This window comes from Bernardetia sp. ABR2-2B, assembly GCF_037126435.1.
Taxonomy (GTDB): Bacteria; Bacteroidota; Bacteroidia; order Cytophagales; family Bernardetiaceae; genus Bernardetia.
The window spans coordinates 2922435-2947125 of record NZ_CP147020.1 but is presented as its reverse complement, the minus strand read 5'-3'; the positions used below and the strand labels follow the sequence as shown (position 1 = coordinate 2947125).

At 32.0% G+C, this 24691-nt stretch carries 19 protein-coding genes and 2 tRNA genes; 16 read left to right on the top strand and 5 right to left on the bottom strand.

The features are described from left to right. Positions 1 to 8: 8 nt before the first annotated feature. On the bottom strand, positions 9 to 590 hold the full coding sequence (locus WAF17_RS12550; RefSeq protein WP_338759906.1) for a hypothetical protein: 582 nt from the start codon (positions 588 to 590) through the stop codon (positions 9 to 11). Positions 591 to 1103: 513 nt separating this feature from the next. On the opposite strand from WAF17_RS12550, the gene WAF17_RS12545 reads away from it, so the two are divergent. The 4 genes from WAF17_RS12545 (at position 1104) to WAF17_RS12530 (ending at position 4149) form a co-directional block, all read left to right on the top strand. Then, positions 1104 to 2069 (top strand): AAA family ATPase, encoded by a 966-nt coding sequence (locus WAF17_RS12545; RefSeq protein WP_338759903.1) that lies wholly within the window; start codon positions 1104 to 1106, stop codon positions 2067 to 2069. 418 nt (positions 2070 to 2487) lie between these two features. After that, a complete protein-coding gene (locus tag WAF17_RS12540; RefSeq protein ID WP_338759900.1) occupies positions 2488 to 3090 on the top strand; it encodes a sigma-70 family RNA polymerase sigma factor in 603 nt (200 codons plus the stop codon). A 454-nt stretch (positions 3091 to 3544) separates the two neighbouring features. Next, positions 3545 to 3618 (top strand) — tRNA-Gly (locus WAF17_RS12535). A 447-nt stretch (positions 3619 to 4065) separates the two neighbouring features. Further along, a tRNA-Leu gene (locus WAF17_RS12530) sits at positions 4066 to 4149 on the top strand. Between the two features lie 58 nt (positions 4150 to 4207). On the opposite strand, the gene WAF17_RS12525 is transcribed toward WAF17_RS12530, so the two are convergent. From WAF17_RS12525 to dtd, 3 genes are all read right to left on the bottom strand, one after another. Continuing rightward, positions 4208 to 5548, bottom strand: coding sequence for a sigma-54 dependent transcriptional regulator (locus WAF17_RS12525; RefSeq protein ID WP_338759897.1), 1341 nt, complete (start codon positions 5546 to 5548; stop codon positions 4208 to 4210). Beyond that, entirely contained in the window at positions 5523 to 6890 is a 1368-nt protein-coding gene (locus WAF17_RS12520) for a HAMP domain-containing protein (RefSeq protein WP_338759894.1), read from the bottom strand. The genes WAF17_RS12525 and WAF17_RS12520 overlap by 26 nt, the downstream gene beginning before the upstream one ends. Positions 6891 to 7217: 327 nt before the next feature. Further along, entirely contained in the window at positions 7218 to 7673 is a 456-nt protein-coding gene (gene dtd / locus WAF17_RS12515; protein WP_338759891.1) for a D-aminoacyl-tRNA deacylase, read from the bottom strand. A gap of 225 nt (positions 7674 to 7898) precedes the next feature. Here dtd and WAF17_RS12510 point away from each other — a divergent pair, with 225 nt between their 5' ends. The 5 genes from WAF17_RS12510 (at position 7899) to WAF17_RS12490 (ending at position 13295) form a co-directional block, all read left to right on the top strand. Beyond that, complete coding sequence (locus WAF17_RS12510; protein WP_338759888.1) at positions 7899 to 8294, top strand: hypothetical protein; 396 nt, start codon at positions 7899 to 7901, stop codon at positions 8292 to 8294. A 274-nt stretch (positions 8295 to 8568) separates the two neighbouring features. Then, positions 8569 to 9141, top strand: coding sequence for an LPS export ABC transporter periplasmic protein LptC (gene lptC, locus WAF17_RS12505; protein WP_338759885.1), 573 nt, complete (start codon positions 8569 to 8571; stop codon positions 9139 to 9141). Between the two features lie 96 nt (positions 9142 to 9237). Then, entirely contained in the window at positions 9238 to 9525 is a 288-nt protein-coding gene (locus tag WAF17_RS12500; RefSeq protein WP_338759882.1) for a hypothetical protein, read from the top strand. 56 nt (positions 9526 to 9581) lie between these two features. Then, positions 9582 to 10886, top strand: coding sequence for a hemolysin family protein (locus tag WAF17_RS12495; protein WP_338759879.1), 1305 nt, complete (start codon positions 9582 to 9584; stop codon positions 10884 to 10886). Positions 10887 to 11009: 123 nt separating this feature from the next. Continuing rightward, positions 11010 to 13295 (top strand): putative porin, encoded by a 2286-nt coding sequence (locus WAF17_RS12490; protein ID WP_338759876.1) that lies wholly within the window; start codon positions 11010 to 11012, stop codon positions 13293 to 13295. On the opposite strand, the gene murF is transcribed toward WAF17_RS12490, so the two are convergent. After that, positions 13292 to 14659 (bottom strand): UDP-N-acetylmuramoyl-tripeptide--D-alanyl-D-alanine ligase, encoded by a 1368-nt coding sequence (murF, locus tag WAF17_RS12485; RefSeq protein ID WP_338759874.1) that lies wholly within the window; start codon positions 14657 to 14659, stop codon positions 13292 to 13294. The genes WAF17_RS12490 and murF overlap by 4 nt on opposite strands. 217 nt (positions 14660 to 14876) lie before the next feature. On the opposite strand from murF, the gene WAF17_RS12480 reads away from it, so the two are divergent. The 7 genes from WAF17_RS12480 (at position 14877) to WAF17_RS12450 (ending at position 24666) form a co-directional block, all read left to right on the top strand. Next, the gene (locus WAF17_RS12480) at positions 14877 to 15593 is read left to right on the top strand and encodes a YceI family protein (protein ID WP_338759871.1); all 717 of its coding nucleotides are present in this window, start codon (positions 14877 to 14879) and stop codon (positions 15591 to 15593) included. A gap of 409 nt (positions 15594 to 16002) precedes the next feature. Further along, positions 16003 to 16620, top strand: a complete 618-nt coding sequence (locus tag WAF17_RS12475; RefSeq protein ID WP_338759868.1) for an SET domain-containing protein-lysine N-methyltransferase — start codon at positions 16003 to 16005, stop codon at positions 16618 to 16620. 479 nt (positions 16621 to 17099) lie between these two features. After that, on the top strand, positions 17100 to 18899 hold the full coding sequence (locus tag WAF17_RS12470; RefSeq protein ID WP_338759865.1) for a M14 family zinc carboxypeptidase: 1800 nt from the start codon (positions 17100 to 17102) through the stop codon (positions 18897 to 18899). A gap of 150 nt (positions 18900 to 19049) precedes the next feature. Then, a complete protein-coding gene (locus WAF17_RS12465; protein WP_338759862.1) occupies positions 19050 to 20216 on the top strand; it encodes a SpoIIE family protein phosphatase in 1167 nt (388 codons plus the stop codon). A gap of 355 nt (positions 20217 to 20571) precedes the next feature. Continuing rightward, positions 20572 to 21408 carry an isoprenyl transferase gene (locus tag WAF17_RS12460; RefSeq protein WP_338759859.1) on the top strand — a complete coding sequence of 279 codons (837 nt, stop codon included), beginning with the start codon at positions 20572 to 20574 and terminating at the stop codon, positions 21406 to 21408. 229 nt (positions 21409 to 21637) lie between these two features. Further along, positions 21638 to 24229 carry an outer membrane protein assembly factor BamA gene (gene bamA, locus WAF17_RS12455; RefSeq protein WP_338759856.1) on the top strand — a complete coding sequence of 864 codons (2592 nt, stop codon included), beginning with the start codon at positions 21638 to 21640 and terminating at the stop codon, positions 24227 to 24229. 74 nt (positions 24230 to 24303) lie between these two features. Next, complete coding sequence (locus WAF17_RS12450) at positions 24304 to 24666, top strand: four helix bundle protein (protein ID WP_338759853.1); 363 nt, start codon at positions 24304 to 24306, stop codon at positions 24664 to 24666. Positions 24667 to 24691 lie beyond the last annotated feature (25 nt).

Below are 24691 nucleotides of genomic sequence, written 5' to 3'. Positions count from 1 at the left end.
TACAGACTTTATCGTGATTTTCTCAAATCAATCCAACCTCTTCTTATCCATTCTTTAGCAATTGCTTTGAAAGGTACAGGATTTGAAAGACATTTTGCGTTTTTGTCTTCTTTTCCATCACTACTTACAAAACAAGTAGTTTGACAGGAAAAGCAAATCTTCAAAACAGAAATAGGTTTTCCATCCTTATAAAAAACTAAAATGTCCCTATACGTACGAGAACAACGCCAAATAGGATAACTCTCACAACTATCTATTGGAAGAACTTCTACCAATTTCTCAATATCAGAATTATCTGTAAGTGTAGCCCTTTTTTCGAAATAAGATGCTTTCAGTATTTTAAGGTTCTGAAAAGGAAATATTTCATCTCTATAATAAATTTCTTTGTCTAGTTGTAGATTCAATGTAGAATCTTTTTTACTTGGAATATTTCCATAATACCACTCAATAGAATCTACTTTTTGTTTTGGAAAATAGTCTTGATAAGAAAAATTACCTTGGCTATAAACAGTAGAACTAAACACAACTGAAAAGATAAATAGACTAAGAAAGGTAATTAGTTTTCTGCGACGATAAATAATTTTATTCATCAACAAAGATAAATACAATTTTTTATTTTACGTCTGTATGTTGTTAAAATTTTATTCAAAAAACCCTAAGAATCTTCAAAGAATCTTAGGGTTTAAATTTTATTTAGTTAATCCCCAAACCAGTAATCTGATTTTAAATTTTTTCTTGAAGTTCTTTTTTTACTTTTTCGTAATAAGTAGTCAAAACATTTAGGTCAGTAAAATTAATAAACTCTACAAAAACTGGAAATATATTATCTACAAATTCATCTTTTTTATTAGGAAAAACCTTTCGCACAAACACAACAATATAAACCTTAATTTAAAAAAAATAGTAAAAACCCTTACTTGAAGAAATAGACAGAAATACTCACTATAAACTTTTATTCAAACATTTCACAAACTTTACGATTGCAGAGATGTATTTTTCGTAGTAAGTTTGTATGTTAGTAGTCTTATCTAAACCCTAAGGGTTTTCGGAGACCCTTAGGGTTTGTAAAATCAGTTTTATCATCATTCACAATTCAATAAAAAATGTCTTTATACAATTCCGACAAAGAAGCAGCCGATGCACTAAGCCAGTATTACAAAGAGCTAAAACAAGAAATTTCGAAAGTAATTGTTGGACAAGAACAAACCGTAGAACTACTTCTGACAAGTATTTTTTCACAAGGACATTGTCTTCTGATTGGTGTACCAGGGCTTGCCAAAACGCTTTTGATAAGTACGCTTTCACAGGTGTTGGATTTAGATTTTAATCGTATTCAGTTTACGCCAGACCTTATGCCTTCTGATATTGTGGGCGCAGAAACGCTAGATAAAGACCGAAACTTGAAATTTGTGAAAGGTGCTATCTTTGCAAATATTGTCTTAGCTGATGAGATAAACCGTACTCCTCCCAAAACGCAGGCAGCACTTTTGGAATCTATGCAAGAATATTCGGTTACGATTGCAGGTGTAAAACACGACTTGCCACGTCCATTTTTTGTATTGGCTACTCAAAACCCTATCGAACAAGAAGGAACATATCCACTTCCAGAAGCGCAGTTAGACCGTTTTATGTGTAGTGTTTATTTAGGTTATCCGTCGTTTGAAGAAGAAGTAAAAGTAGTAACCAGTACGACGACCAGTGAAAAACCAACCTTAAATAAAATCATTTCGGCAGAACAGATTATTGAGTTTCAGCAGCTTATTCGTCGTGCGCCAGTAGCTCAAAATGTAATTGAATACGCCGTAGATTTAGTTCACAAAACTCGTCCAAGAACAGAACGTTCCACTTCTGATACAGATAACTATTTGGAATGGGGAGCAGGACCAAGAGCTTCTCAGTATTTAGTTTTGGGAGCAAAATGTCATGCCCTTCTGAATGGAAAATACTCACCAGATATTGAAGATGTAAAAGCGATTGCCATTGCTGTTTTGAGACATAGAATTGTTAGAAACTTTAAAGCAGAAGCTGAAAATATTACAGTAGAAGATTTAATTCAAAGACTTTGGTAAAATAAGCAAACGTACATAAATCACTCTAAAACAGATAGTTCTACATAAAATTGAATTATCTGTTTTTGTATTTTATATTAAATAATACTTAACACTACATAAAACTACTAAAAATAAAGTTAAACTATTTTTTATTTTTAGTTCAAAAAAATCATTTTTAAATACCATTTATACTAAAAAAATAAATTTTATTTAAAATAATGACTTTAAAAAATTGTACTTATCAAACAATTTTATTAAAATAATAGAATATCTGTATCTGTTTTCTTTGATAATAGAAAATTTATGCCTTTTTGATTTTTGCTTAAATGTATCATTAAACATTCAAATTCGTTACCTTACTATTAAAAGTAGGTTTTCCTTCGTCTTGCTTACTAAATACAAACAATTCCCTTATCTTTCCATCTTCCCCTCGCTGATGAACAACCTAACAAACAAACAAATATTTTATTATATAGAAAATCAAAATCATCAACCTGTTTTGACTTTTTTTTCTAGCTTTTCAAAACGTTTTTATTTTTTTTGTAAAAAACGAGACCAACTAAAGCTTCTTAGTGAGCATCAAATTCAAGCTGCTTTTGATGATGCTTGTATTTTGCTCTATGAAAAAATAGAAACCAAACAACTTACCTACAAACAAATGAGTGCCTCTGCTGAAACACTCATTTTTGCCATAGCAAAAAATATGCTTTCAGAGCAAGGAAGGGAACAACTAAAATATAATTCTTTACATTCCTCTTTAGACAATAACTATGAAGAGGTCTCAAGACGAGAAGAAGATAATGATGATTATTGGCTGACAGAGTTAGAAATGCAACAGCTTGATGAAGGACTTAGTAGCCTTTCCAGTAAAAGTTATGCACTTATTGTAGAAGGATTTATGGAAAGTAAATCGTATTCTCAAATAGCTAAAGAACAAAACTATTCTTCTGCAAATGCTGTTGGTGTTGCTATACACAGAACTTTAAAGGTGTTAAAAGAATGTGTTATCGGAATAAGAAAACGAGACGGAAATTATTAAATTTAGAGGAAGTTTTATTTCATACTCTTGAACTTTTCTATAAAAGAGTTCGTTGAGTTATTTATAAAAGAAATTATTTTTTGATGATGTGAGTACATACTTTCAAAAAACTGTTTGAATTTTTTTTTAAGCAACAAGAAATGAACACAGCCTAAGACTCAGCTTTAGTATGAAAAAGCAGACAGCCCCAGCCACAAACTCGTTGGTATGACTTAATAGGTTTGCTCTTTAGTGTAAGCGTCTTGTTCATAGTGTAAGCTTCAAAGCATTTTCATAATTTCTAAATTACTGATATTTTATGGCTTAGTGCAGGAGTTCGAATCTCCTCGTTCGCACAAAGAAAAAAAACAAAATGCGAACGTAGCTCAGTGGCAGAGCAAGAGTCATTGGACGTAAGTAGGTAATTTTTTAGTAAATTATGATAATGAGTGATAACTAATAAGTATCACAGATTGACGAATTAGCTCAGTCGGTAGAGCATCGGAATTTCCAGTCCGAGGGGCGCAGGTTCGATTCCTGTGTTTGTTACGGACAGGCACATAGGTGAGGTGTCTGTCCATTTTTTTGTAAATTGAGATTTATATTTCACTTCATAGTGAAAAATAGTAAAGATATATTTGATTATTTGTTTTAGACAAAAATCAAGAAAAGAAAATGAGTATAGCCTAAGACTTCGCTTTAGTTTTAAAAAGTAGATAAATCTGTCAGCCTCATAAGCTGATACTCTGATTGGTCAGAGATGGTTTATTTGCTTCTTTAGTTTAAGTTTTTTGCTCATAGTGTAAGCTTAAATGTATTTCTATACCGTTTCGGTTACTGATTGTATGACTTAGTGCAGAAGTTCGAATCTTCTCGCCTCCACAAAAACTGAATCACAATTGGGGGCGTAGCTCAGTGGCAGAGCAAAGGTCATCTGTTGTAAATAGGTAACTAGAAGTATACAGGAATGCGTAATGTCTAAAGAGCATTACAACCAACAATATGGCGAAACTGGTAGACGCTTTTGACTCAGGATCAAGTGCCTTAATAGGCGTGTGGGTTCGATTCCCACTATTGTTACGGACAGGCACATAGGTTAGGTGTCTGTCCATTTTTTATTTCAAAATATTTTATCTTTCTACTTCTCTAACTCATATTCTTGCATTTTTCTATAAAGTGTAGTGAGTCCGATGCCCAATATTTTAGCTGTTTCAGATTTATTGTTTTCTGTATGCGCCAAAACACGTTTCATATGATGCTTTTCTACTTCTGCAAGGCTCGTTAGTGGTGTAATTATAGCTCCATTGGTTGCTCCTGTTTGTCCGAATAATAAAACATCTGAAGTAAGTGTATCATCAGACATAATAACAGCTCTTTCTATTACGTTTTTAAGCTCTCTTACATTTCCCTTCCAACTATAAGTTTGTAGTTTTTCGATAAAGTCTTGTTCAATTGCAAGGCTTTTCTTTCCCATTTTTGCCGAAAAGTATTTTACAAAAAAACGAGCTAATAATTCAATATCTCGTCCACGTTCTATTAATGGAGGTAAATGTATTTGAAAAACAGCCAAACGATAATATAAATCCAAACGAAATTTATTTTCTTCTGCTTCTTTTAATAATTCTCTATTTGTTGCAGCCAAAATACGTGTTTGAATCTTAGTAACTTTTGTATCTCCTACTTTTATAAACTCTCCTGTTTCAAGGAAACGCAAAATTTTAGCTTGAAGTTCTAAAGGCATTTCTCCAATCTCATCTAAGAAAACTGTTCCTCGGTGTCCTTCTTCCAAAAGCCCACGCTTATCTTTTGTAGCTCCTGTAAAAGCACCTGATTTGTACCCAAAAAGTTCGGACTCTAGTAGATGAGGAGCAAAAGCACTACAATTTAGCGCAACAAAAGGTTCTTTAGCTCTATCACTTTCATAGTGAATTGCTTGAGCAAAAACTTCTTTTCCTGTTCCTGTCTCTCCCGTTAGAAGTACAGTTGTAGGTGTTGGAGCAACTCTTTTGGCAAGTGCAATAGCCTTTTTGAGGCTATCTGATTCTCCAATTACAGAATCAAAACCCATATTGCTTTGCGCTTTATCTGTGATTCGGTTTAAGCGTTGTTGTAGCCTTGCTTTTTCTATTGCATTAGCAACCAACGGCAAAAGGCGATCATTATCGTCACCTTTTGTGAGATAATTGAACGCCCCGTTTTGGATAGCTTTTACACCATCTTTTATAGTTCCGTAAGCCGTAATAACTATTATTTCAGTATTTGGATATTTTTCTTTATAGGTTTTGGTTGCTTCTACACCATCACCATCAGGTAACTTTACATCAGTCAGAATAAGGTCAAAGTCATTTTTTTCTAATGCTTTGAATGCTTCTGCAATGTTTTTTGCCTGTGTAATATCATATCCTTCTAACTTTAGTGTCCTTGTGAAGAGTTTTAATAATTGTTCTTCATCATCAATGAGTAATATTGAGCCTTCCATTCAAAGTGCTATTAAATTTTTGAGTAGTATCTATAAGGTTATTTATGCGTTGAAGAGATTTTTGGTTCTCTTCATTATTTTTCAATTCTATTAGATTAAGTTCTAATTGATTGAGAAATGAATTTGTTTGCATCTGACTAATTTGAGGCTGGTCTTCAACAACTTCCTTTACAGTAATAATATAACCAGCAAATTGTTTGTTGTTCTTTGTCTTTGTATAAAATCTTTGTTGAGTTACTTGATATACATACTCTTTTCCATGGTCTTCTATACGCAAAATACGTGAAAACTCATTGTCATCTTCATTGACTAAATTTGTCTCAGAAGATTGTAAGATACGATTATCAACAGAGCGAGGTTTCAAAACAGGTGCAATTAATTTTCTCATTAAATTACTTTTCAGAGCCATATCTGGAGCGTATTTCCCTTTCCAGTTTTTTGGCTGTCCTAACTTCATCAAATTAACCAACAAATCATTAATAGCCACTACTTTCAAATTTTCATCTAATATCAAAACACCTTCCTGTAACTGATTCATCACAGCCTGTGTATGTCGATTTCTGTACATTAATTTTGCTACTGAAGATTCTTCGTACTCCTTCAAACGATTTGTCATTGTATTGAAGGTGGAGGCAAGCAAACCAATTTCATCGTTTGATTTTATTTGTAGTTGTTGAGAATAATCATAATTAGAAACTGCTTGTAACTTCTCTTTCAGACGAACAAGAGGTCTTGTAATATAGATTGGGAAATATAGAATAAACACAAAAGTAAGTCCAATACTAAGTACGCCAAGAGTCATTATAAAAACAGAGTTATTATCTGCTATTTCTCGTGCATACTCATTACGAGCCAAAACTGCATTTTTATTAAGGGTATAAATAACTAAAATTTGATTCTTGATTTTTTGATAAGCAGGTTCTGTTTTTTTATTATAAAAGTCAATTTTTAAGTTTTTATTAGTCTGTGCTGCCTCAAAAATAGATACGTACATATTGTACTGTTCATGAAGCTCTGCTACTATTTCAGCTTCATTATGCTCAGTAATGTTTGTGGCTTGTAGCTCAAAACTCTTTTCAAAATTTTCTTTTGCTTTTTCGTAATTAGTTGCTATCTGATTAGAATAGTTAGGATTGTGCAACATAGTCTGTTGTGCCTGTCTGATTTCATCAAGAGAGTTTAGCATTTCAACAGTATAGTCAATAGATGCAAAATTATCTGCTAAGATTGCTTCCGAACTTTTATCTAATTTATACACAGCATACCCACCAACAACTGTCAATAGTGAAATCACTACAAACAATATCATTAGTCCTGTAAAAAGTTTGGTACGCAAACGCATAAAAAAATAGTTTAAAAAATGGTAATATAGTTCTACTAAATAATTATATTAAATCATTTCTTATGCCGAAAGTAGTGTTTTAACTAAAAACAACGAATATAGTAGCTTTAATGGCTTTAAATATATTTTATAAAAAAAGTAAGAGTAAAAACCACCTCTCTTTTTTTCAAAATGGAAAAAAATATTTTCATTTTGATAAAAAAATAGCATGTTTGTTGAATAGGAGTCTATAAAAAAATGCTTACGAATCATTAAAACGTAATATTTTAACTACTTTTGTTAAACAAAAAAGAACTGAACTGTATTTTCTCTGTTAAGGTTTAAAATTTATAATCCATATTTATGAGTATCTATACAAATAGTTACAGGACCATCATTCAGTAGGTCTATTTTCATATCTGCTCCAAACTCTCCCGTTTGTATGGGTTTGTCTAGTTTCTCTTCTAATGCTTTTATCATCTGTTCATAAAGTGGAATTGCTAAAGAAGGAGAGGCAGAATCAGTAAAAGAAGGACGATTACCTTTTTTTACATTAGCATATAAAGTAAACTGACTAACTAATAAAATATCTGCATCTACATCTTTAACTGAAAAATTCATTTTATCGTCTTGGTCTGAAAAAATACGCAGTCCAGCTATTTTTCTACTGAGCCATTCAATAGTTTTTGAATTATCAGTAGCTGAAATGCCTAAAAAAATAAGTAAACCATCTTTTATCTCTCCGATTATTTTATCTTCTACTGTAACAGAAGCTCGTGTAACTCGCTGAATAAGTGCTATCATATATGTAAATATTTTGGTTCTAAACTAAAGTTGTTTGTTTTTGGGCTACTATAAATATAATTTTTTTTGTAAAAACAATAATTCAGTAGTAATTTTAAATAGTAATTATGATAGTAGAATAATAATCCACTCAAATACACATCAGAAAAACATACCAATTAATCAATAACTTATGAACATTTTTAATAAACTATTACCCACTATTATCAAAAAACAATAATTATCATGGCAAAAATCAATGAATTAGAATCAATAAAAGCTCAGCTCAAAACATTACGTTCTCATGAGGCAAAACTAGCTCATTTTATGAAAATAGATGATGCAGGAGGTGAAATTAGCTATATGCAGCCCAGTATTATGGGAAATGGAGAGTATGGAACACAAATTCGCTTTTATATTCGTGTAGATGAACTCTACTACTCAGCTCTCATTACGCTTCCAAGTGCCAAAAATGTACAGAAAGTTCTTAGAAAGGTATGTCGTAAAGGATTTAAGTTTTTGGAAAAAAATGAAGATGACTTACGAATAGATTTTTTAGATATAAAACATCCAGATGAACTCTTGACGGTACATAAAAGAACCTTAGAAGAAGTTTGTAAAGAAAATAATAAGTGGAGATAATTTTTTTTTAGATTGTATGATACAAACCACCATAAATTAGAAGTCTAGTTTATGGTGGTTTTTTAATTTTAAAAAAGTGATAGTCAGTAATTTTCAATTCGTAATTGTTCTCTAGTTTTATAAAACAATAATCAATTTTGCCAAAAATTAAGAAGCTAAAAGTAGAGACTGTTTGTAGAAAGTCGTAATTTTGTAACTTCTAAGTTTAATAGGATTAAATAGATATTTAGTAATAATGAAATATAAGTTATATCACTATCCGTTTTTTGCAGTTTTGAGCCTACTAGTATGTGCATTTGTTTTTCAAAGCTGTGGAGAAGATGAAATAAGTGAAGAAGAAAAAGCAAAAAACACACTTATTGCTACCTTTGAGAATATTCGACGTATTTATAGTGAAGAAGGGTTTCTCAAAATAAAAGTGGAAGCTCCTCTAGAACATATTTATCAAAATGGAGATATGTATTATCCCAATAACTTTAGGGCTAGTATGTATGATAATAATGGAAAAATTACAACTGTATTGACGGCAGATTCTGGGCGTTTTGAAAAAATAGGTAAATTATACCACGCTTACGGTCATGTAGAAGTCATAAATTATGAACAAGAGCAGAAAGTAAATACTCCAGAATTACATTGGAGTCAGTTTAAAAAAGAAATTTATACAGAAAAAGAAATCGCTATCAAAACACCAACTGAAACACTTTATGGAGTTGGAATGACTTCAAATGAAGAGTTTAGTAAGTATAAAGTATGGCAACCGACGGGAAGTTTTATTTATAAAGAAAGAACTCAAGGTTTTGAAAAACCTGATAGTACAGATATGCAAAAGAATAATAATAAACTCTAATCATAAAATAACCTGTATCACAATATACTTTAGAATACGGAAAAATATAAAATTAACAGTAACTTTACCCAAATTTTTATTTTATAAATCTATTCAATGAAATTACTTTCAACTATTTTATTAGCTTTTTGTGTCGCTTCTTTAGCAATTGGCATACATCAACTTTATTATTACGAAGTACAGGAAGTATATTGGATTTTGAGCCTTTCTGTTTTGCTCTTCTTGATTTATAAATGGGTAAATTCAAAAATTGCTGAAAAAGAAAAAGTTGAAGACAAAGCAACTGAAAAACAACAAAATAAAAAGAATACCAAAAAACAATATGTAGATAAAGAAAATTCTAATTTTACACCACCAAAAAAGAAACGTAAAAAAAGAAACTAATAATTCAGTAGTTCTTTCATTACCCAATCACTAATTCCCAATTTCCAATTCCTATAATGAACCCTTGGATTCCCATATTTATATCACTTTTATTTTCGGCTTTTTTCTCGGCTATCGAAATTGCTTTTATTTCGGCTGACCGTCTGCAACTTGCCTTAAAACAAAATGAGGGAGGACGAACAGCAAAACTTTTATACCGATTTTATAAACTAGAAGATTACTTTATCTGTACGACACTTACAGGAAATACAATTTCGCTCGTCTTATATGGAATTTTTATGGCACAAGTTTTAGACCCACCTCTGAAAGAGCTTTTTGCTAATCTACTTCCAAACAATGAAGCTCTTATCGAAACGGCAGTTTTAGGAAGCCAAACTATTTTATCGACGATGCTTGTTTTGGCAGTTGCCGAATTTTTACCAAAAAGCATTGCCCTTGCAAGTCCGAACAAGATTATTGAAGTCTTGGTGCATTTTATGAGGGCTGTTTACTTTCTTTTTTATCCTTTTGTTTGGGTAATTATAAAGTCTGCTAAATGGGTTACTAGAAAAGTCTTTAAGATAGAAGAAGATAGAGAACTTCCACTTTTGGGAATTTCTGACCTCAATCATTATATTCAAAAACTAAGTGGTTTGCAGGGCGATAAGTCAAATGTAGATGCTGATTTGTTTCAGAATGCAGTAGAGTTTAGAACGCTAAAAGTAAGAGATTGTATGATTCCTCGCACTGATATAGTTTCTATTTCTATCGAAGAAGGCATCGAAAAGTTGCAACAACTGTTTGTAGAAAGTGGGCATTCCAAAATTATTATTTACAAAGATACTATCGATAATGTAATTGGTTATAGCCATGCCCTGCGTCTTTTTGATAATCCTACAATGATAAAAAGCGTAACGGATAGCATTTTCTTTGTTCCCGAAACAATGCATACCAACGAGCTGATGATGCGTTTTATTGCTACTCGTAAGAGTATGGCACTCGTTACAGATGAGTTTGGAGGAACGGCAGGAATAGTTACGATTGAAGATATTGTAGAAGAAATTTTAGGTGAGATAGAAGACGAACACGATGAGGAAGGTTTGTTTTTTGAGAAAATTGATGATAAAAATTTCTTGCTTCATGCACGTTATGACATTCAAGAACTCAATGAAAAACATAACTGGAATATTCCAGAAGGAGATTATGACACACTAGGAGGGTATATTTTGGAGAAATTGGGCACAATGCCAAAAGCAGGAACAGAAATAAAAGATGAATATTTTACAATCCTTGTAAAAGAAATGCAGGGCGCACGTATCGAAATTATAGAAATTCGTTTTTATGAAACTCCTTCTTCAGATGAAATAGAAGGTACAGATTAATTTTACTTGAAAGAATCAGCTAAATCAATTGTTTTGGAAAATTATAATAAGAAAAAATCATTTTTGATTTTTCGAATTGGAAAATTATCGTTGTTAGTGTCTCAAATAACGACACTACTTTTTTTGTTTTGTATCTTTTTTGCTCAATCTAGTTTTGCTCAAAATGATTCTATTCCTGCGAATGAATTGCCTTTAGCTGACTCACTTATGCAAAAAACGAGTGATTCGACAGTTATGATAGCTCCTTTTCCTACCGATTCCACTCAAGTAGATTCTACTCAAAAGAAAATAGAAAATCAATCAGATACTACCAAAACAGATACCACAGCCACAACAACAGCCTTATTAAAGAAAGAAACAGAACCCAAAATAAATACAGATAGTATAGAGTATGCAGCCAACTCGGTTTGGAAGCTCTACGAAGAAGATTTATACCTCAATACAAAAAGAGAAGTCCATCCAGACACGTCAGTTCATAATCTTCATAGATATGGTATCATTCAAAGGAATAATTATGATTATCAAGATTTGGGAAATTTGGGTACAGCATCACAATCTATTTTTTATCAAGAACCTCATCAAATTGGTTCAAGATGGGGAATTACAGCTTATGAACCTTATATTCGCAGACCTTCTGAAGTTCCCTACTTCAATACACTTGCACCTTATGTAGATATTTATTTAGTACAAGGAGGACAAGGAAAGTCGTGGCTAGATGTAGATTTGAGTAGAAATGTAAATCCAGATTGGAATGTAAGTATTTTTTATAGGCGTTTGAGTGCAAATAAGGTTATTAATCGTGCCTTTAGAAGAAATGATGAACAAATGGAGCATCAAACATTTAGTTTTACGAATCGCTTCTTTTCTAAGAATCATCGTTACAAAATGTTGGCTCATTTCTCGTGGTATGACCATAATATGCTAGAAACTGGAGGAGTACAATCTACAATTTCTTTAGACGATTTTAGCAATCAAAATGCTATTGATACGCTTTTTCAGTTAGATAATTCACAACTTGACTATAACCTATCTAGTTTTGGCAATGTAGTGCAGTATGGTCGTACTTTTCATGTTTATCAACAATATAGCATTACAAAAGGAGGGCAGTTTGAGATTTTTCAATTAACAGATTATTCTCAAAACACAAATAGATATAGTAATGATGCGACAGCTTATGCAGCAAATGCAGATTTTTATAGTCAGTATTCAGATTTTCCTTCTGTTTTGTCTGCCAATGGATTTACCTATCGAACAGCTTTTGCTCAACTAGAAAACAAAGCAGGAGTAAAAGGACGAATAAATAATTTTCAATATCGTACTTTTGCCAAACTCCGAAACTATCAAGTGCGTTATGACTTTCCTTTTGCACAAGGAGAAATTCAGACTAGTCAAGAGATAGATATCGAACCCGAGCTTTTTGTGGGTGGAGGGTTGCGTTATTTTCTCAAATCTAAAATGAATGATAAGATAGAAGAAGAAATAGATGAGTTAAATGATTATGAAAAAGAACGTCAGGCTATGGATTCACTATCTAAAAAAGATTCTACTGACATCAACTTTGCGCCTTCCATTTCAATAAAAGATAATACAATTTCTGTCGTATCTTATATCGATGCTTCGGCAGAATATCAACTTGTATCGGAGCTAGTGGGAGATTATAGAGTATCAGCAGAGTGGATTCGAAATAATTTGACGGTGGGACTAAGCAGAACTGTTTATTCTCCATCTCTGATTCAGCAATATTCTTTTCAACCACAACTTCGTTGGCAAAATGATAATTTTGAAAGAACAACAAGTGATAAAGTGTATGCTTCTATTGAGTTTAATCCATTAAAACTTCCTTTTCTAAATAAAGTAGATTCTAACTACAAAATTTCTATTCGTCCTTATGTTTCGGCAAGTAATATTCAGAATTTGGTTTATAATGATTCTAATTCAGTAGCTCAACAAACCTTAAAAGCAACGCAACCTATTTCAGCAGGATTAGCTATTAATGGTTCATATAAAAAACTACATGCACTTTTAGATTTTCGTTACAATCAAAATTTGGGAGAAGACTTAATCAGAATGCCTCCTGTTTTTGTCAATTTTATGTTCTTTTATAAAAACAAATTATTCGATAATGCAATGGAAGCCGAAATAGGAACAGATATTCATTATCATAGCAAATATAAGGCAGATGCCTACAATCCACTTATTCAGCAGTTTCATTTACAAGAAAAATATAATGTGGGTGGTTTTCCTCAAATGGATTTATTTTTCAATTTTAAAGTCAGTAGAGCCAAAATTACATTAAAAGTAAATAATGTACTACTAGATGCAGCAGGGCAAGGTTATTATGATACTCCTCTCTATATTGCTCAACCTCGTGCAGTAGAAGTAGTGATTAATTGGTTATTTTTTAATTAAAGAAACTCTGTAACTGTTTCTAAACCTATTCCTCTAGAGCCTTTCAGTAAAACGATGCTGTCTTGAAGAGGATTTTTTTGTAAATAATCAGCTAACTCTTGCTTGTCTATAAAACTCAAAATTAAGCTAGAGACAATATTTCCAGCAGTTTTAGCTTTCGAAAAATCTTTTCCACAAACAATTATTTTATCTATTTTGAGTTGTAAGGCTAGTCCTAGAACCTCCTTATGTTTGATAAATGACTCTCTCCCAAGCTCAAACATATCTCCCAAAATAGCAATTTTTTGTTTTCCATGTGTAGGCATTGTTTCCAAATGTAAAAGTGCAGCTTTCATACTATCAGGGTTTGCATTATAAGCATCAAGAAGAAGCGTGTTTTTTGTTTCTTTACGCTCTTCAATTTGTGAGCGATTATTTTTAGGAAGATATTCTGAAACCCCTTTATTTATTTGAGCATTCGAAAGACCAAAAAATTTCCCAAAAGCAAGGGCTGCTAAAATATTATGAAAATTATATGCTCCCGAAATTTGAGTTTTTATGCTTTTTCCTTCTTCATCTTTATAACTAACAACAGGAACAGATGCAGAGAGCGAAGCTGAGTAATAATTATCTGTATTATTGGATTCGGCAGCTCCGTATTTTATTACTTTTCTGTTTCCGAAACGTTTTTCCATATTCATCAAAACGCTATCATCACTATTTATAAAAACAGTTCCATTATTTTTGATAAGTGATTGATATAACTCTGTTTTTCCTCTCAAAACTCCTTCATATCCCCCAAAACCTTCCAAATGTGCATTTCCAATATTGGTAATCATTCCATAATTAGGTTCTGTAATTGCGCAAAGCTCTTCTATATCGCCAATTTTATTTGCTCCCATTTCGATAATAGCAATTTCTGTATTGGTCGGCATTCTCAAAATAGTAAGAGGAACACCAATATGATTATTCAAATTGCCTTCGGTGGCGTAAGTTCTGAATTTTTGAGAAAGAACAGAACGCAAAAGCTCTTTTGTTGTTGTTTTGCCATTACTTCCTGTTATTCCAATAAAAGGAATCGTAAATTGTTTTCTATGAAAGTTAGCTAATTTTTGAAGTGATTCTAATACGTTTTCTACTAACAAATATTTATTTTTATGAGCCAATTTCTTTTGGTCATGTTGGTCAAAGGTAGGAATGACACTTGCATCATCAATAACCACATGAGAAGCTCCTTTTTCTAAGGCTTGATAAGCAAATTTATTTCCATCAAAATTATCTCCCTTTAGAGCAAAGAAAAGTTCATTCTCTTCTACGTGCCGAGTATCTGTTGAAATACCAGAAGATTCTAAAAAAATTTCGTATAAGATAGGAAGAGTAGTCATTCGTGGAATAAGATTGATGGTGATAAATCAAGATTTTTTTAGTAAAACAGAAGTACAAAACTACAAAAACAATAATAGCAACTAATTGTTATGCTCTCTAAATCTAAAAAATAAAAATAAATTCTTTGATTTTAATTTAAAAAAAAATGATAAAAATAATTGTACCTACAATTATTTTGATTAAATTTGTATTTTCAAAACTTAACCTCCTTTTTATATGAAACGTATTTTTTTATTCGCTAATGCTATTTTAGTAGCAGGTTCATTATCATTCCTTTCAAGCTGTAATAATGCTCCTAAAAGCCAAGAGGCTGAAGTAGCTGACACAGTTGCTGTTGTTCCTGAAGAAACTCAATCTGCTATGGAGCTTATGATTGATCCTTCAGCTAGTGCAGTTACTTGGATTGGTTCAAAACCAGGTGGTCAGCACAACGGAACAATAGGTATTGCTCCTGACTCTAAGCTAATGGTAGAAAATGGAACACTTATGGGTGGAACAATTACTATCAACATGACAGAGCTTACAGTATTGGATATTGAAGCTGCAGAAGATAATGCAAAATTAGTAGGACACCTTCAAAGTGATGATTTCTTTGCTGTTGAAACCTACCCAACTTCTACTTTTACTATTACTAATGTAGAGGCTATTGATCCTTCTACTGTTGAAATGGAAGAGGGTGCATATACAACTGAAAATCCTACTCACAAAATTACAGGTAACTTGAAAATGATGGACGTAGAGAAAGCAATTACTTTTTATGCTAACGTAGAAACGCCATCAGAAGGAGAAGTAAAGGCAAGTGCAAAATTTAATATTGACCGTACAGAGTTCAACGTAAGCCATATGGCAGAAGGTGTGGATGCTGTAAAAGACAAGTTTATCAATAATACTGTAAATGTAGGATTTGATATTACTGCAAAAGCAGCTATGTAAAAACTCTTTATTTAGAGTTTGGGCTAAGTTTTTCGAAACTATTTTCAAATTCTATAAAGCCAACAAGATTAAAATAATCTTGTTGGCTTTTTTTATGGATAAAGATTGACAGAGACTTTAAATTTTTAATAAAAATAGAATCATTTATATCTCTTATTTTGAATTTTTAGTATCAAAAGAATTATTTTTTTGTCAAAAATCTATTTTTTCAAAATCCTTTTCAAAACCTCTCTTTTTAGCAACTTATTCATCATCTTTACGTTCTTATTCGGTATTAATTTAATTATTAGTAGATTAAATTTTAAATTAAGGTTTTCAAGACCTTAAAATACTATTAATTCATAAAATTAGTATATTAGTTCTATCTTATTCAAAATTCTTTCTATCATTCATTATTTTTTTATAACAAATGATTCATCCCTCTACCGAATTACGCTTTATAAGTCCTGAAATTGGCTATGGCGTTTTTGCAAAAGAATTTATACCTAAAGGAACAGTTGTCTATGTAAAAGACAGTTTAGAAATTGAGGTAACTCCCAAAAAGTACGAAAAATTAGACGAGTATGCTCGTGGTGTAGTTGATAAATATTCTTATCGTGATGAACGAGGTTATAGAATTATAAGCTGGGATTTTGCAAAATATGTCAATCATTCTTGCAACAGAAATACAATAAGTACAGGATATGGTTTCGAAATCGCTATTCGTGATATTCAGCCCAACGAAGAAGTAACCGACGAATATGCCATCTTTAACTTAGAACAGAACTTTGAATGTGGTTGTAGCTCAAAAAATTGCAGAAAACATATCAGTCCAGTTGATTTTGATATATTATTTGGAAAATGGGATAAAGAAATAAAAGATGCGTTACATGTTTATCATAATTCTGAACAGGCTTTAGAACCCTATATCAATGAAATTTTGTTTCAAACACTCAAAGGATATTTAGAAACAGGAAAAAATTATAAATCTGTTTATTCTCTTCGTTTGAAAAAACATGAAAGTAACGGAGCTTTACACAAAGCGTAAAAAAACTGATTTTTAGCAAAAAAGACTCCCCCCTTCAATTTTATTTATTGGAGTGGGGTTTTTATTTAGTGCTTGACGTTACGCAGCTAGAAAGTAAAACCCATAACTTTTTTTATGGGAAAATAAAACATGCTGTTTTACCACGATTAAAATTAGCTTTGCTGAGGGCTAAAGCCGTTGTGAGTTTCGTTTATTGCGTAATGTCAGTTACTTAAATTAAATAGGTAGCAGCTTCGATAAGTGAAGTGGTTTCAAAACCTATTAAATCAAAGCTTAATTTTTTGCTTGTTCAGAGCTATTTCACAAGTTGATAATTGAGTTATTTCTAGTTTGAGTAGATACTTTACTCTTTGGGACTAAGCTATTTACTATGAAAAAGCTTATAATTAGAGTGAAAAATTATTAAAAACTGACTTCGTTCTACAAAAAAATGTAATTTGAATCTTTAAAATCAGCATTTATTTTTCCTTTCCTTTTTTATGAAAAAAATATCTCTCCTTCTTTCTGTTTTCCTCTTCTCTCAATTTGCTTTCTTATCTTGTTCTATGGCGCAACAAAATACTTCTTCCTCTGCAACTAATTTTTCTATTCCTTTTGATACCAACACAAATCAGACAGTTACTTACCAAGAGGGAATCAAATTTTTGAATAAATTAGAGACTGCTTATCCTCAATTTCTGAAAGTCAATGAATTTGGAATGACAGATAGTGGTGAACCACTGCACGAAATTATTTTTGAAATAAATGGAAAATTTAATACACTTTTTGAAACAGAAAAAGAAAATAAGTTTGTTGTCTTTATAAACAACGGAATCCACCCTGGAGAATCAGATGGAGTAGATGCAACTTTTATGCTGCTGCGTGATTTGTGTACAAAAGAAGAAGTCAGAAATCAATATAAAAACATTGTTTTGGTAGTCATTCCTTTTTATAACATAAGTGGAACACTAACGAGAAACTCAACAACAAGAGCAAATCAGAATGGAGCAGAAGAGTACGGTTTTCGTGGAAATGTCAAAAATTTAGACTTAAATCGTGATTTTGTAAAATGTGATTCGAAAAACGGAGAGAGTTTTAATAAGTTATTTCAAAAATGGCAGCCTTTAGTCTATCTTGAAAACCACGTTTCGAATGGTGCAGATTATCAATATACGATGACACATTTGGCTACACAAGCTGATAAATTAGGTGGGAAAATGGGAAGTTTTTTGAATGAAAAGTTTACTCCTGCCTTAGAAAAAGCGATGATAAGTCGTGATGAGGAAATGACACCGTATGTCAATGTTTTTGGTTATGACCCTCTCAATGGTTGGGAAGGTTTTATGGATTCGCCTCGTTATTCAACAGGTTATGCTGCTCTTTTTCAAACTTTTTCTATGCTTACCGAAACGCATATGCTCAAGCCTTACGACAAACGAGTAAAAGCAACCTCTATTTTTATGGAAGAACTTTTAAAGTATGTTCAAGAAAATGGATTAGAGCTTCAAAAAATCAAAAATCAAGACCAAAAAGAAGTCAAGATAAAAAAAGAATTTGTTTTAGATTGGGAGTTAGACAAAGAAAGATTCAGAACTCTCAATTTCAAAGGATATGAATCTTCATTAGAGAAAAGCAAAGTTTCTGGACTAGATAGAATGAAATATGACCGTTCGAAACCATATCAAAAAGAAGTGAAGTATTATGATGCCTTCAAACCATCTTTCAAAATTGATGCACCAAAAGCATATTTGATTCCACTTGCTTACACAAAAGTTTTAGAACGTTTGAAATGGAATGGAGTAAAAATGGATACTTTAATTAATGAAGAACACAAAGACCATAATGTAGAGGTCTATTCTATTGAAAATTATAAAACTTCGCCGTCGGCTTACGAAAGTCATTATTTACATTATGAAGTTGAGGTTTCTAAAGAAAAAATGAGTTTTGAAGATGCTTTGCGCTATCCAGAACAGAAATATATTTTGGTAAAATTAAATCAAAAATCAAACAGATATATTATTGAAATGTTAGAACCACAAGCAAAAGATTCATTTTTTGCTTGGAATTTCTTTGATGGGATTTTACAGCAAAAAGAGCATTTCTCCCCTTATGTTTTTGAAGACGTAGCTGCTCAAATATTAGAAGAAAACCCAGAGTTGAGAAAAAAACTAGAAGACAAAAAAGTAGATGATGAAAAATTTGCAAAAAATGCTTATTTACAATTAGAATTTGTCTATCAACATTCAATTCATTACGAAAAAACACATTTGAAATATCCTGTATTGAGGGTCGTAGAATAGTTATTCTATAAAATGGTTTGAGTTGTTAAAGCAGTCTAACTTTTAATTTGAACATTTATTGATAAATATTCGTATATTGATAAGTCCTATCAAACTATAAATACTATACAAACTTATCTATTTCAGTTAATTTATCCCTTTTACTCTTAAATGTCTTTATTTTATCGCAAATCTCATACTTTCAAATACTCTTTATTTGGTATAGCATTTGGGTTTTGTTTTCCTATATTTTCTTTTCTCTTTGACGGAATTTTCCTAAAGGAGATGTCTTTTAGTGTGGAGAGTTTCATAAATGTTCATTACCTAAACCCTCTCCATTTTATAATTGATAGCGCACCGATTTTTTTAGGTATTGCCTTTGGTTTTGCTGGTCGTAATTTGGATGAGGCAACAGAAGTAAGACAAGATGTTGAGACGTATAATGAAGAGCTTTTACAACAAAATCAAATTGTTACACAGTATTCGCATGAGTTACAAGCACAAAGTGATAAAATAAAAGAACAGCGTGTACAAGTAGAAAAACTTTTTTCAGATATACAAGCAAGTGTTCGTACTGCCGAAAGATTACAACTTGCACTTCTTCCAGACCTTTCTAGTTTGAAAGATGCCTTTGATGAAGTCTTTGTTTTCTATAAAGCAAAAGATATTATTAGTGGCGATTTTTATTGGTTCAGAAACATCATTGTAGAAGGTAAAGAATATAAAATCATAATTGTAGCAGATTGTACAGGACACGGAGTACCAGGTGCAATCATGACAATTGTAGGTTATTTTTTGTTAGAAAGAATCGTAGAAAAAGAAAAAATTGTAAATCCTAAAGAAATTTTGGAGAATCTCAATGAAGGAATTACAGAAGCATTTAGCTCATCATTATCATCAGATAGAAGCATAAAAGTTAGAGAGGGAATGGACGCTTCTATTTTGGTATTTAATGAAACTGATAAAGAAATAATTTATGGAGGTGCAAATCGTCCTTTGTATTACAGAAATTTTGATAATCAAACGATACAAATTATAAAAGGAAGTAGGGCTGCATTAGGAGGCGAAAAAAGGAAAAAAGAGAAAGTATTTGTGTCTCATACTTTAAAGTATGAAAAGGAAAGCGAGTTTTATTTATTTTCTGATGGCTACCCTGACCAATTTGGAGGTGAAAATGATAAAAAGTTTGGAAGTAAACGTTTTCGCCAACTTCTCAATCAAAATTTATCCAACTCTATGAGCCAAATGCACACTGAAATCAAATCTACTTTTGATAATTGGAAATATCAAACCCCACAAACTGATGATGTAGTAGTAGTCGGAATTAAAATGAAGTAATTCTTCAAAGTATCCTAACGTTACTCTAATTCAGCCTTTTGCATTTTTTAAGAGAGCAATTTTATTATTTTTGCCACACTTCTTTATTTGCTCTCGTCTTTCTAGCAATTACTTACTTTTTTTGTTCTATGAATAAGAACTTTGATGATTTTACTAAGTAATCTAATATTTTTGAAGGTTTTAACTAGCTAGAAAACTGAATTTGGTTAATCTTTTCGTAACTTGCGCCCCAAATTATAATGTCTTAAATCTAATCAAACTACAATTAGGATATTTTTGTTCTAAAGTAATTTTTAGTTAGGCATTTGAAAGTTGGTTCTAATGACCAAAAAGAAAGTAAAAGGGGAGTTAAACTATGAAATCAGCTAAAAAAGGAAATACTTCAAAAAAGATAGAAAACTTTACGGCATTTGTTCCATTATCATCTCGTACAAAAGAAGAAGTACAAGAGTTATTGGACAAAAATCGTATGCCTTCTCACGTTGCTCTAATCATGGACGGCAATGGAAGGTGGGCAAAACAAAGAGGTTTTTCTAGAATATTTGGACACAAAAATGCTGTAAAAGCAGTCAGAGAAGCAATAGAAGGGTGTGTAGAAATGGGTGTAAAATACCTAACGCTCTATACATTTTCTACTGAAAACTGGCAACGTCCTGAAGACGAAGTAAACGGATTGATGCAGCTTTTAGTTTCAACATTGCGTAGTGAGGTAAAAGAGTTAAGCGAGAAAGGTGTACGATTAGGAGCAATAGGAGAATTGGAATCTCTTCCTAACAAATGTCAAAATCAACTTGATGAATCTATTGCCAAAACAGCACATAATGATAGACTTATTCTAACACTTGCTTTGAGTTATAGTGGACGTACAGAAATGAAAACGGCTATTCAAAACATTGCGCAAAAAATAGAAAAAGGAGAAATTAAGTCAACTCAAATAGATGAAAATTTGATTGCTAAGCATCTTTATACAGCTTCTATTCCTGACCCAGAACTTCTTATTCGTACGAGTGGAGAAATGAGAATCAGTAATTTCTTGCTTTGGCAACTTGCGTATTCCGAACTTGCTTTTTTAGATGTTCTTTGGCCTGATTTCAGAAAAATACATTTATTCGAAACTCTTCTTAACTATCAAAATAGAGAAAGGCGTTTTGGAAAGACTAGCGAACAATTCGAAGACAACTCAAAGACATAAATTAAAAAAATAACATAACTAAATAATAAGGAATTGAAATTAAATAACATACTCATTTCGAAATAACAAAATACTGAATATCAGTATATTAAATTCGTAATTCGTAATCTTTAATTCGTAATTTTTCCTAATAGTCAAACTATCAGATTAGCTCTAAAAATAAAAAGCTTGTAGTATCTTTATAAAAATACTAAGCTATTTTACTCATTCAATATCTTTATACGATTTTATGTACTCATATAATTCATTACATTTTATAAAAAATAAATACTCAACCAGTATTATTTTTTTTCTTCTTCTATTTTCCTTATTCTTAAACAGTAGTTCTATATCTGTTTTTGCTCAAACAACTCCTTTTAAAGGCTTAGGAGGATTTGGAACAAACTCTACTTACTCTGCGAAAGATTTTGATTATGCCAACCCAAAAGAATATACAGTGGGAGGTATTAGTGTAGAAGGCGCAAGTTATCTTGACCCAAATGCGCTTATTTCGCTTACAGGACTGCGTATTGGAGATAAAATAACAATTCCGGGTGAAGACATTGGTCTGGCTATTCGTAAGCTTTGGAAACAAGGACTTTTAGGAGATGTAAGCATCGAAGTAGATAAATTTGAAGCTGAAAAAGTATTTCTCAAACTTATCTTAACAGAAAGACCAAGACTATCTCGTTTTGAGTTTACAGGAATACCTAAAGGACAAAAAAGTACATTAAAAGATAAAGTAACGCTTGTTCGTGGGCGTATTGTGAATGATGTTATTCTCAAAAATACCGAAGTTGCCATCAAACAACATTATATCAAAAAAGGATTTAGAAACGTAAAAGTGAATATTGTTCAGAAAAAAGACACAACCTTAGCAAACAGTATTCGATTAGAAATTGATGTAGATAAAGGAAAAAAAGTAAGAATACAAGAAATTGAGATAGAAGGAAATGAAGCGATTGCAGACAAAAAATTGAAGCGTAAACTCAAAAAAACAAAAGAGTTTGCTCCTTGGAATGTATTTAGGTCTTCCAAATTTATTCCAAGTGAATTTAATAATGACAAAAAGAGCTTAATTGCTTTTTATAATAAGGAAGGATATAGAGATGCCTACATCATTTCAGATACAGTAAAGACAGTAGAAGATGGTGTGAAAATAAAAATGATTGTAAATGAAGGAAATAAATATCATTACCGAAATATTACTTGGTCTGGTAATTATATTCATTCTGATACGGTTTTGAGTTCCGTTTTGGGAGTTAGAAAAGGAGATGTTTATAATCCAGAAGATTTACAGAAACGTATGTCTTACAATCCAACAGGGTTAGATATTACCTCACTTTATATGGATGATGGTTATTTATTCTTTAACGTTCAGCCTGTCGAAATTAGAGTAGACAATGATTCGATTGATATAGAAATGAGAATCTATGAAGGTGACCAAGCAACCATCAGTAAAGTAATTGTAACGGGAAATACTCGTACGAGAGACCACGTTATTTTGAGAGAAGTTTATACACTACCAGGACAAAAATTTAGTCGTTCTGCGCTTCTTCGTACACAACAACAGCTTTCACAATTAGGATACTTTGATGCTGAAAATATTGGAATAAATCCAATACCAAATGTAGCTGACGGAACAGTAGATATTCATTATTCAGTAGAAGAAAAACCAAATGACCAAATTGAACTCTCTGGTGGTTGGGGTGGTCAAGCAGTAGGTGGCTTCATCGGAACGCTAGGACTGACCTTTAATAACTTTTCTTCAAGTCGTCTATTTGATTTTAGTTCGTGGTCGCCACTTCCACAAGGAGACGGACAACAAGTTTCTCTGCGCTTTCAGGCTAGTGGTCGTCAGTTTCAGACGTATTCTTTCTCGTTTACAGAACCTTGGTTGGGGGGCAAAAAGCCAAATTCATTCTCTGTTAGCTTACAACATTCAAAACAAAGTGAATTTAATATATTTAGAGAAATATCAGGTAATTTTCAAGTTTCAGGAATTACACTTGCTTTAGGACGCCGTTTGAGAGTTCCTGATAATTATTTTACGCTTAGTAATTCTTTAGCCTATTTGCGTTATAGCCTTAATAATTATACAAGAGCTGGTTTTAGAGGTATTACTGACGGAGTGTTTAATAATATTGTCTTCAATACAACCCTTTCCCGTTCTAGTGTAGATAGTCCGATTTATCCTCGTAATGGTGCAAGTGTTTCACTTAGTTTGGGACTGACTCCACCTTATTCTTCATTTAGAGATATAAACTATGAAACAGCAGAAGATGCAGAAATATTCAAGTTTGTGGAATATCATAAATGGATGTTTGATAACTCTTGGTACACACCTATTGTTGGCGACCTTGTATTTAGTGCAAGAGCACATATGGGATTCATTGGTTCTTATAATCCTTCCACACCAACAAGTCCGTTCGAACGTTTTATTTTGGGTGGAGCAGGTTTAGGTTTCGGAAACATACTTTTAGGTTCTGATATTATCGGACTTAGAGGATATGAAGACAATAAAGTTGTACCAAGTGATGCTAGACAGGAAGGTGGTATAGCTTATAATAAATTTGTAATGGAACTTCGTTACCCTGTTACACTCAATCAAGCAGCTTCTATTTTTGTTCTTGCTTTTGCAGAAGGAGGTAATAACTGGGGTAGTTTCAAAAACTTTCAACCTTTTGATTTAAGACGCTCTGCTGGGGTTGGCGCACGTATCTTTATGCCTGCTTTTGGTCTCTTAGGAATTGATTGGGCATATGGCTTTGATGATATTCCTGGAAGCCCTGGTGCAAATGGTCCTCAGTTCCACTTTACTATTGGGCAGCAGATACGATAGTCAGTTATCAGTAAGTAGTAACCAGTTAATTTCAATTAATAAAAAATACTTAGTTTATTGCAAAAGTAAAGCTTATGGAAAAAGCCAAGAGTTTAGTTTATGATAAGGCATATCTTTTTGCTATTCGCATTGTAAAAGCATTTCAGTTTTTGCAAAATGATAAACGAGAGTTTATTTTATCTAAACAACTTCTTCAGTCTGGAGCTTCCATAGGTGCAAATATTGCAGAAGCAAATGGCGCAATTTCAGAGAATGATTTTTCATCAAAAATGAGTATTGCTTATAAAGAATGTTTAGAAGCAAAATATTGGCTAAATCTTTTGAAAGACACAGGTTATATAGACAATAATTTATTTAAAAGCATAATCGTACAGGCTGAAGAAATATCTAAACTGCTATTTGCTATCTTAAAAACAACAAGAATCAATAAACAGTAATCAGTCATCAAAAAATGTTAAAAAC

Coding starts and splice junctions, on each gene's coding strand:
- dtd (WP_338759891.1), bottom strand. CDS start 7,673: ATGATAGCACTTATTCAGCGAGTTACACGAGCTTCTGTTACAGTAGAA.
- WAF17_RS12480 (WP_338759871.1), top strand. CDS start 14,877: ATGAAACGTATTTTTTTATTCGCTAATGCTATTTTAGTAGCAGGTTCA.
- murF (WP_338759874.1), bottom strand. CDS start 14,659: ATGACTACTCTTCCTATCTTATACGAAATTTTTTTAGAATCTTCTGGT.
- WAF17_RS12450 (WP_338759853.1), top strand. CDS start 24,304: ATGGAAAAAGCCAAGAGTTTAGTTTATGATAAGGCATATCTTTTTGCT.
- WAF17_RS12510 (WP_338759888.1), top strand. CDS start 7,899: ATGGCAAAAATCAATGAATTAGAATCAATAAAAGCTCAGCTCAAAACA.
- bamA (WP_338759856.1), top strand. CDS start 21,638: ATGTACTCATATAATTCATTACATTTTATAAAAAATAAATACTCAACC.
- WAF17_RS12525 (WP_338759897.1), bottom strand. CDS start 5,548: ATGGAAGGCTCAATATTACTCATTGATGATGAAGAACAATTATTAAAA.
- WAF17_RS12545 (WP_338759903.1), top strand. CDS start 1,104: ATGTCTTTATACAATTCCGACAAAGAAGCAGCCGATGCACTAAGCCAG.
- WAF17_RS12540 (WP_338759900.1), top strand. CDS start 2,488: ATGAACAACCTAACAAACAAACAAATATTTTATTATATAGAAAATCAA.
- WAF17_RS12500 (WP_338759882.1), top strand. CDS start 9,238: ATGAAATTACTTTCAACTATTTTATTAGCTTTTTGTGTCGCTTCTTTA.
- WAF17_RS12495 (WP_338759879.1), top strand. CDS start 9,582: ATGAACCCTTGGATTCCCATATTTATATCACTTTTATTTTCGGCTTTT.
- WAF17_RS12475 (WP_338759868.1), top strand. CDS start 16,003: ATGATTCATCCCTCTACCGAATTACGCTTTATAAGTCCTGAAATTGGC.
- WAF17_RS12520 (WP_338759894.1), bottom strand. CDS start 6,890: ATGCGTTTGCGTACCAAACTTTTTACAGGACTAATGATATTGTTTGTA.
- WAF17_RS12460 (WP_338759859.1), top strand. CDS start 20,572: ATGAAATCAGCTAAAAAAGGAAATACTTCAAAAAAGATAGAAAACTTT.
- WAF17_RS12465 (WP_338759862.1), top strand. CDS start 19,050: ATGTCTTTATTTTATCGCAAATCTCATACTTTCAAATACTCTTTATTT.
- WAF17_RS12550 (WP_338759906.1), bottom strand. CDS start 590: ATGAATAAAATTATTTATCGTCGCAGAAAACTAATTACCTTTCTTAGT.
- WAF17_RS12470 (WP_338759865.1), top strand. CDS start 17,100: ATGAAAAAAATATCTCTCCTTCTTTCTGTTTTCCTCTTCTCTCAATTT.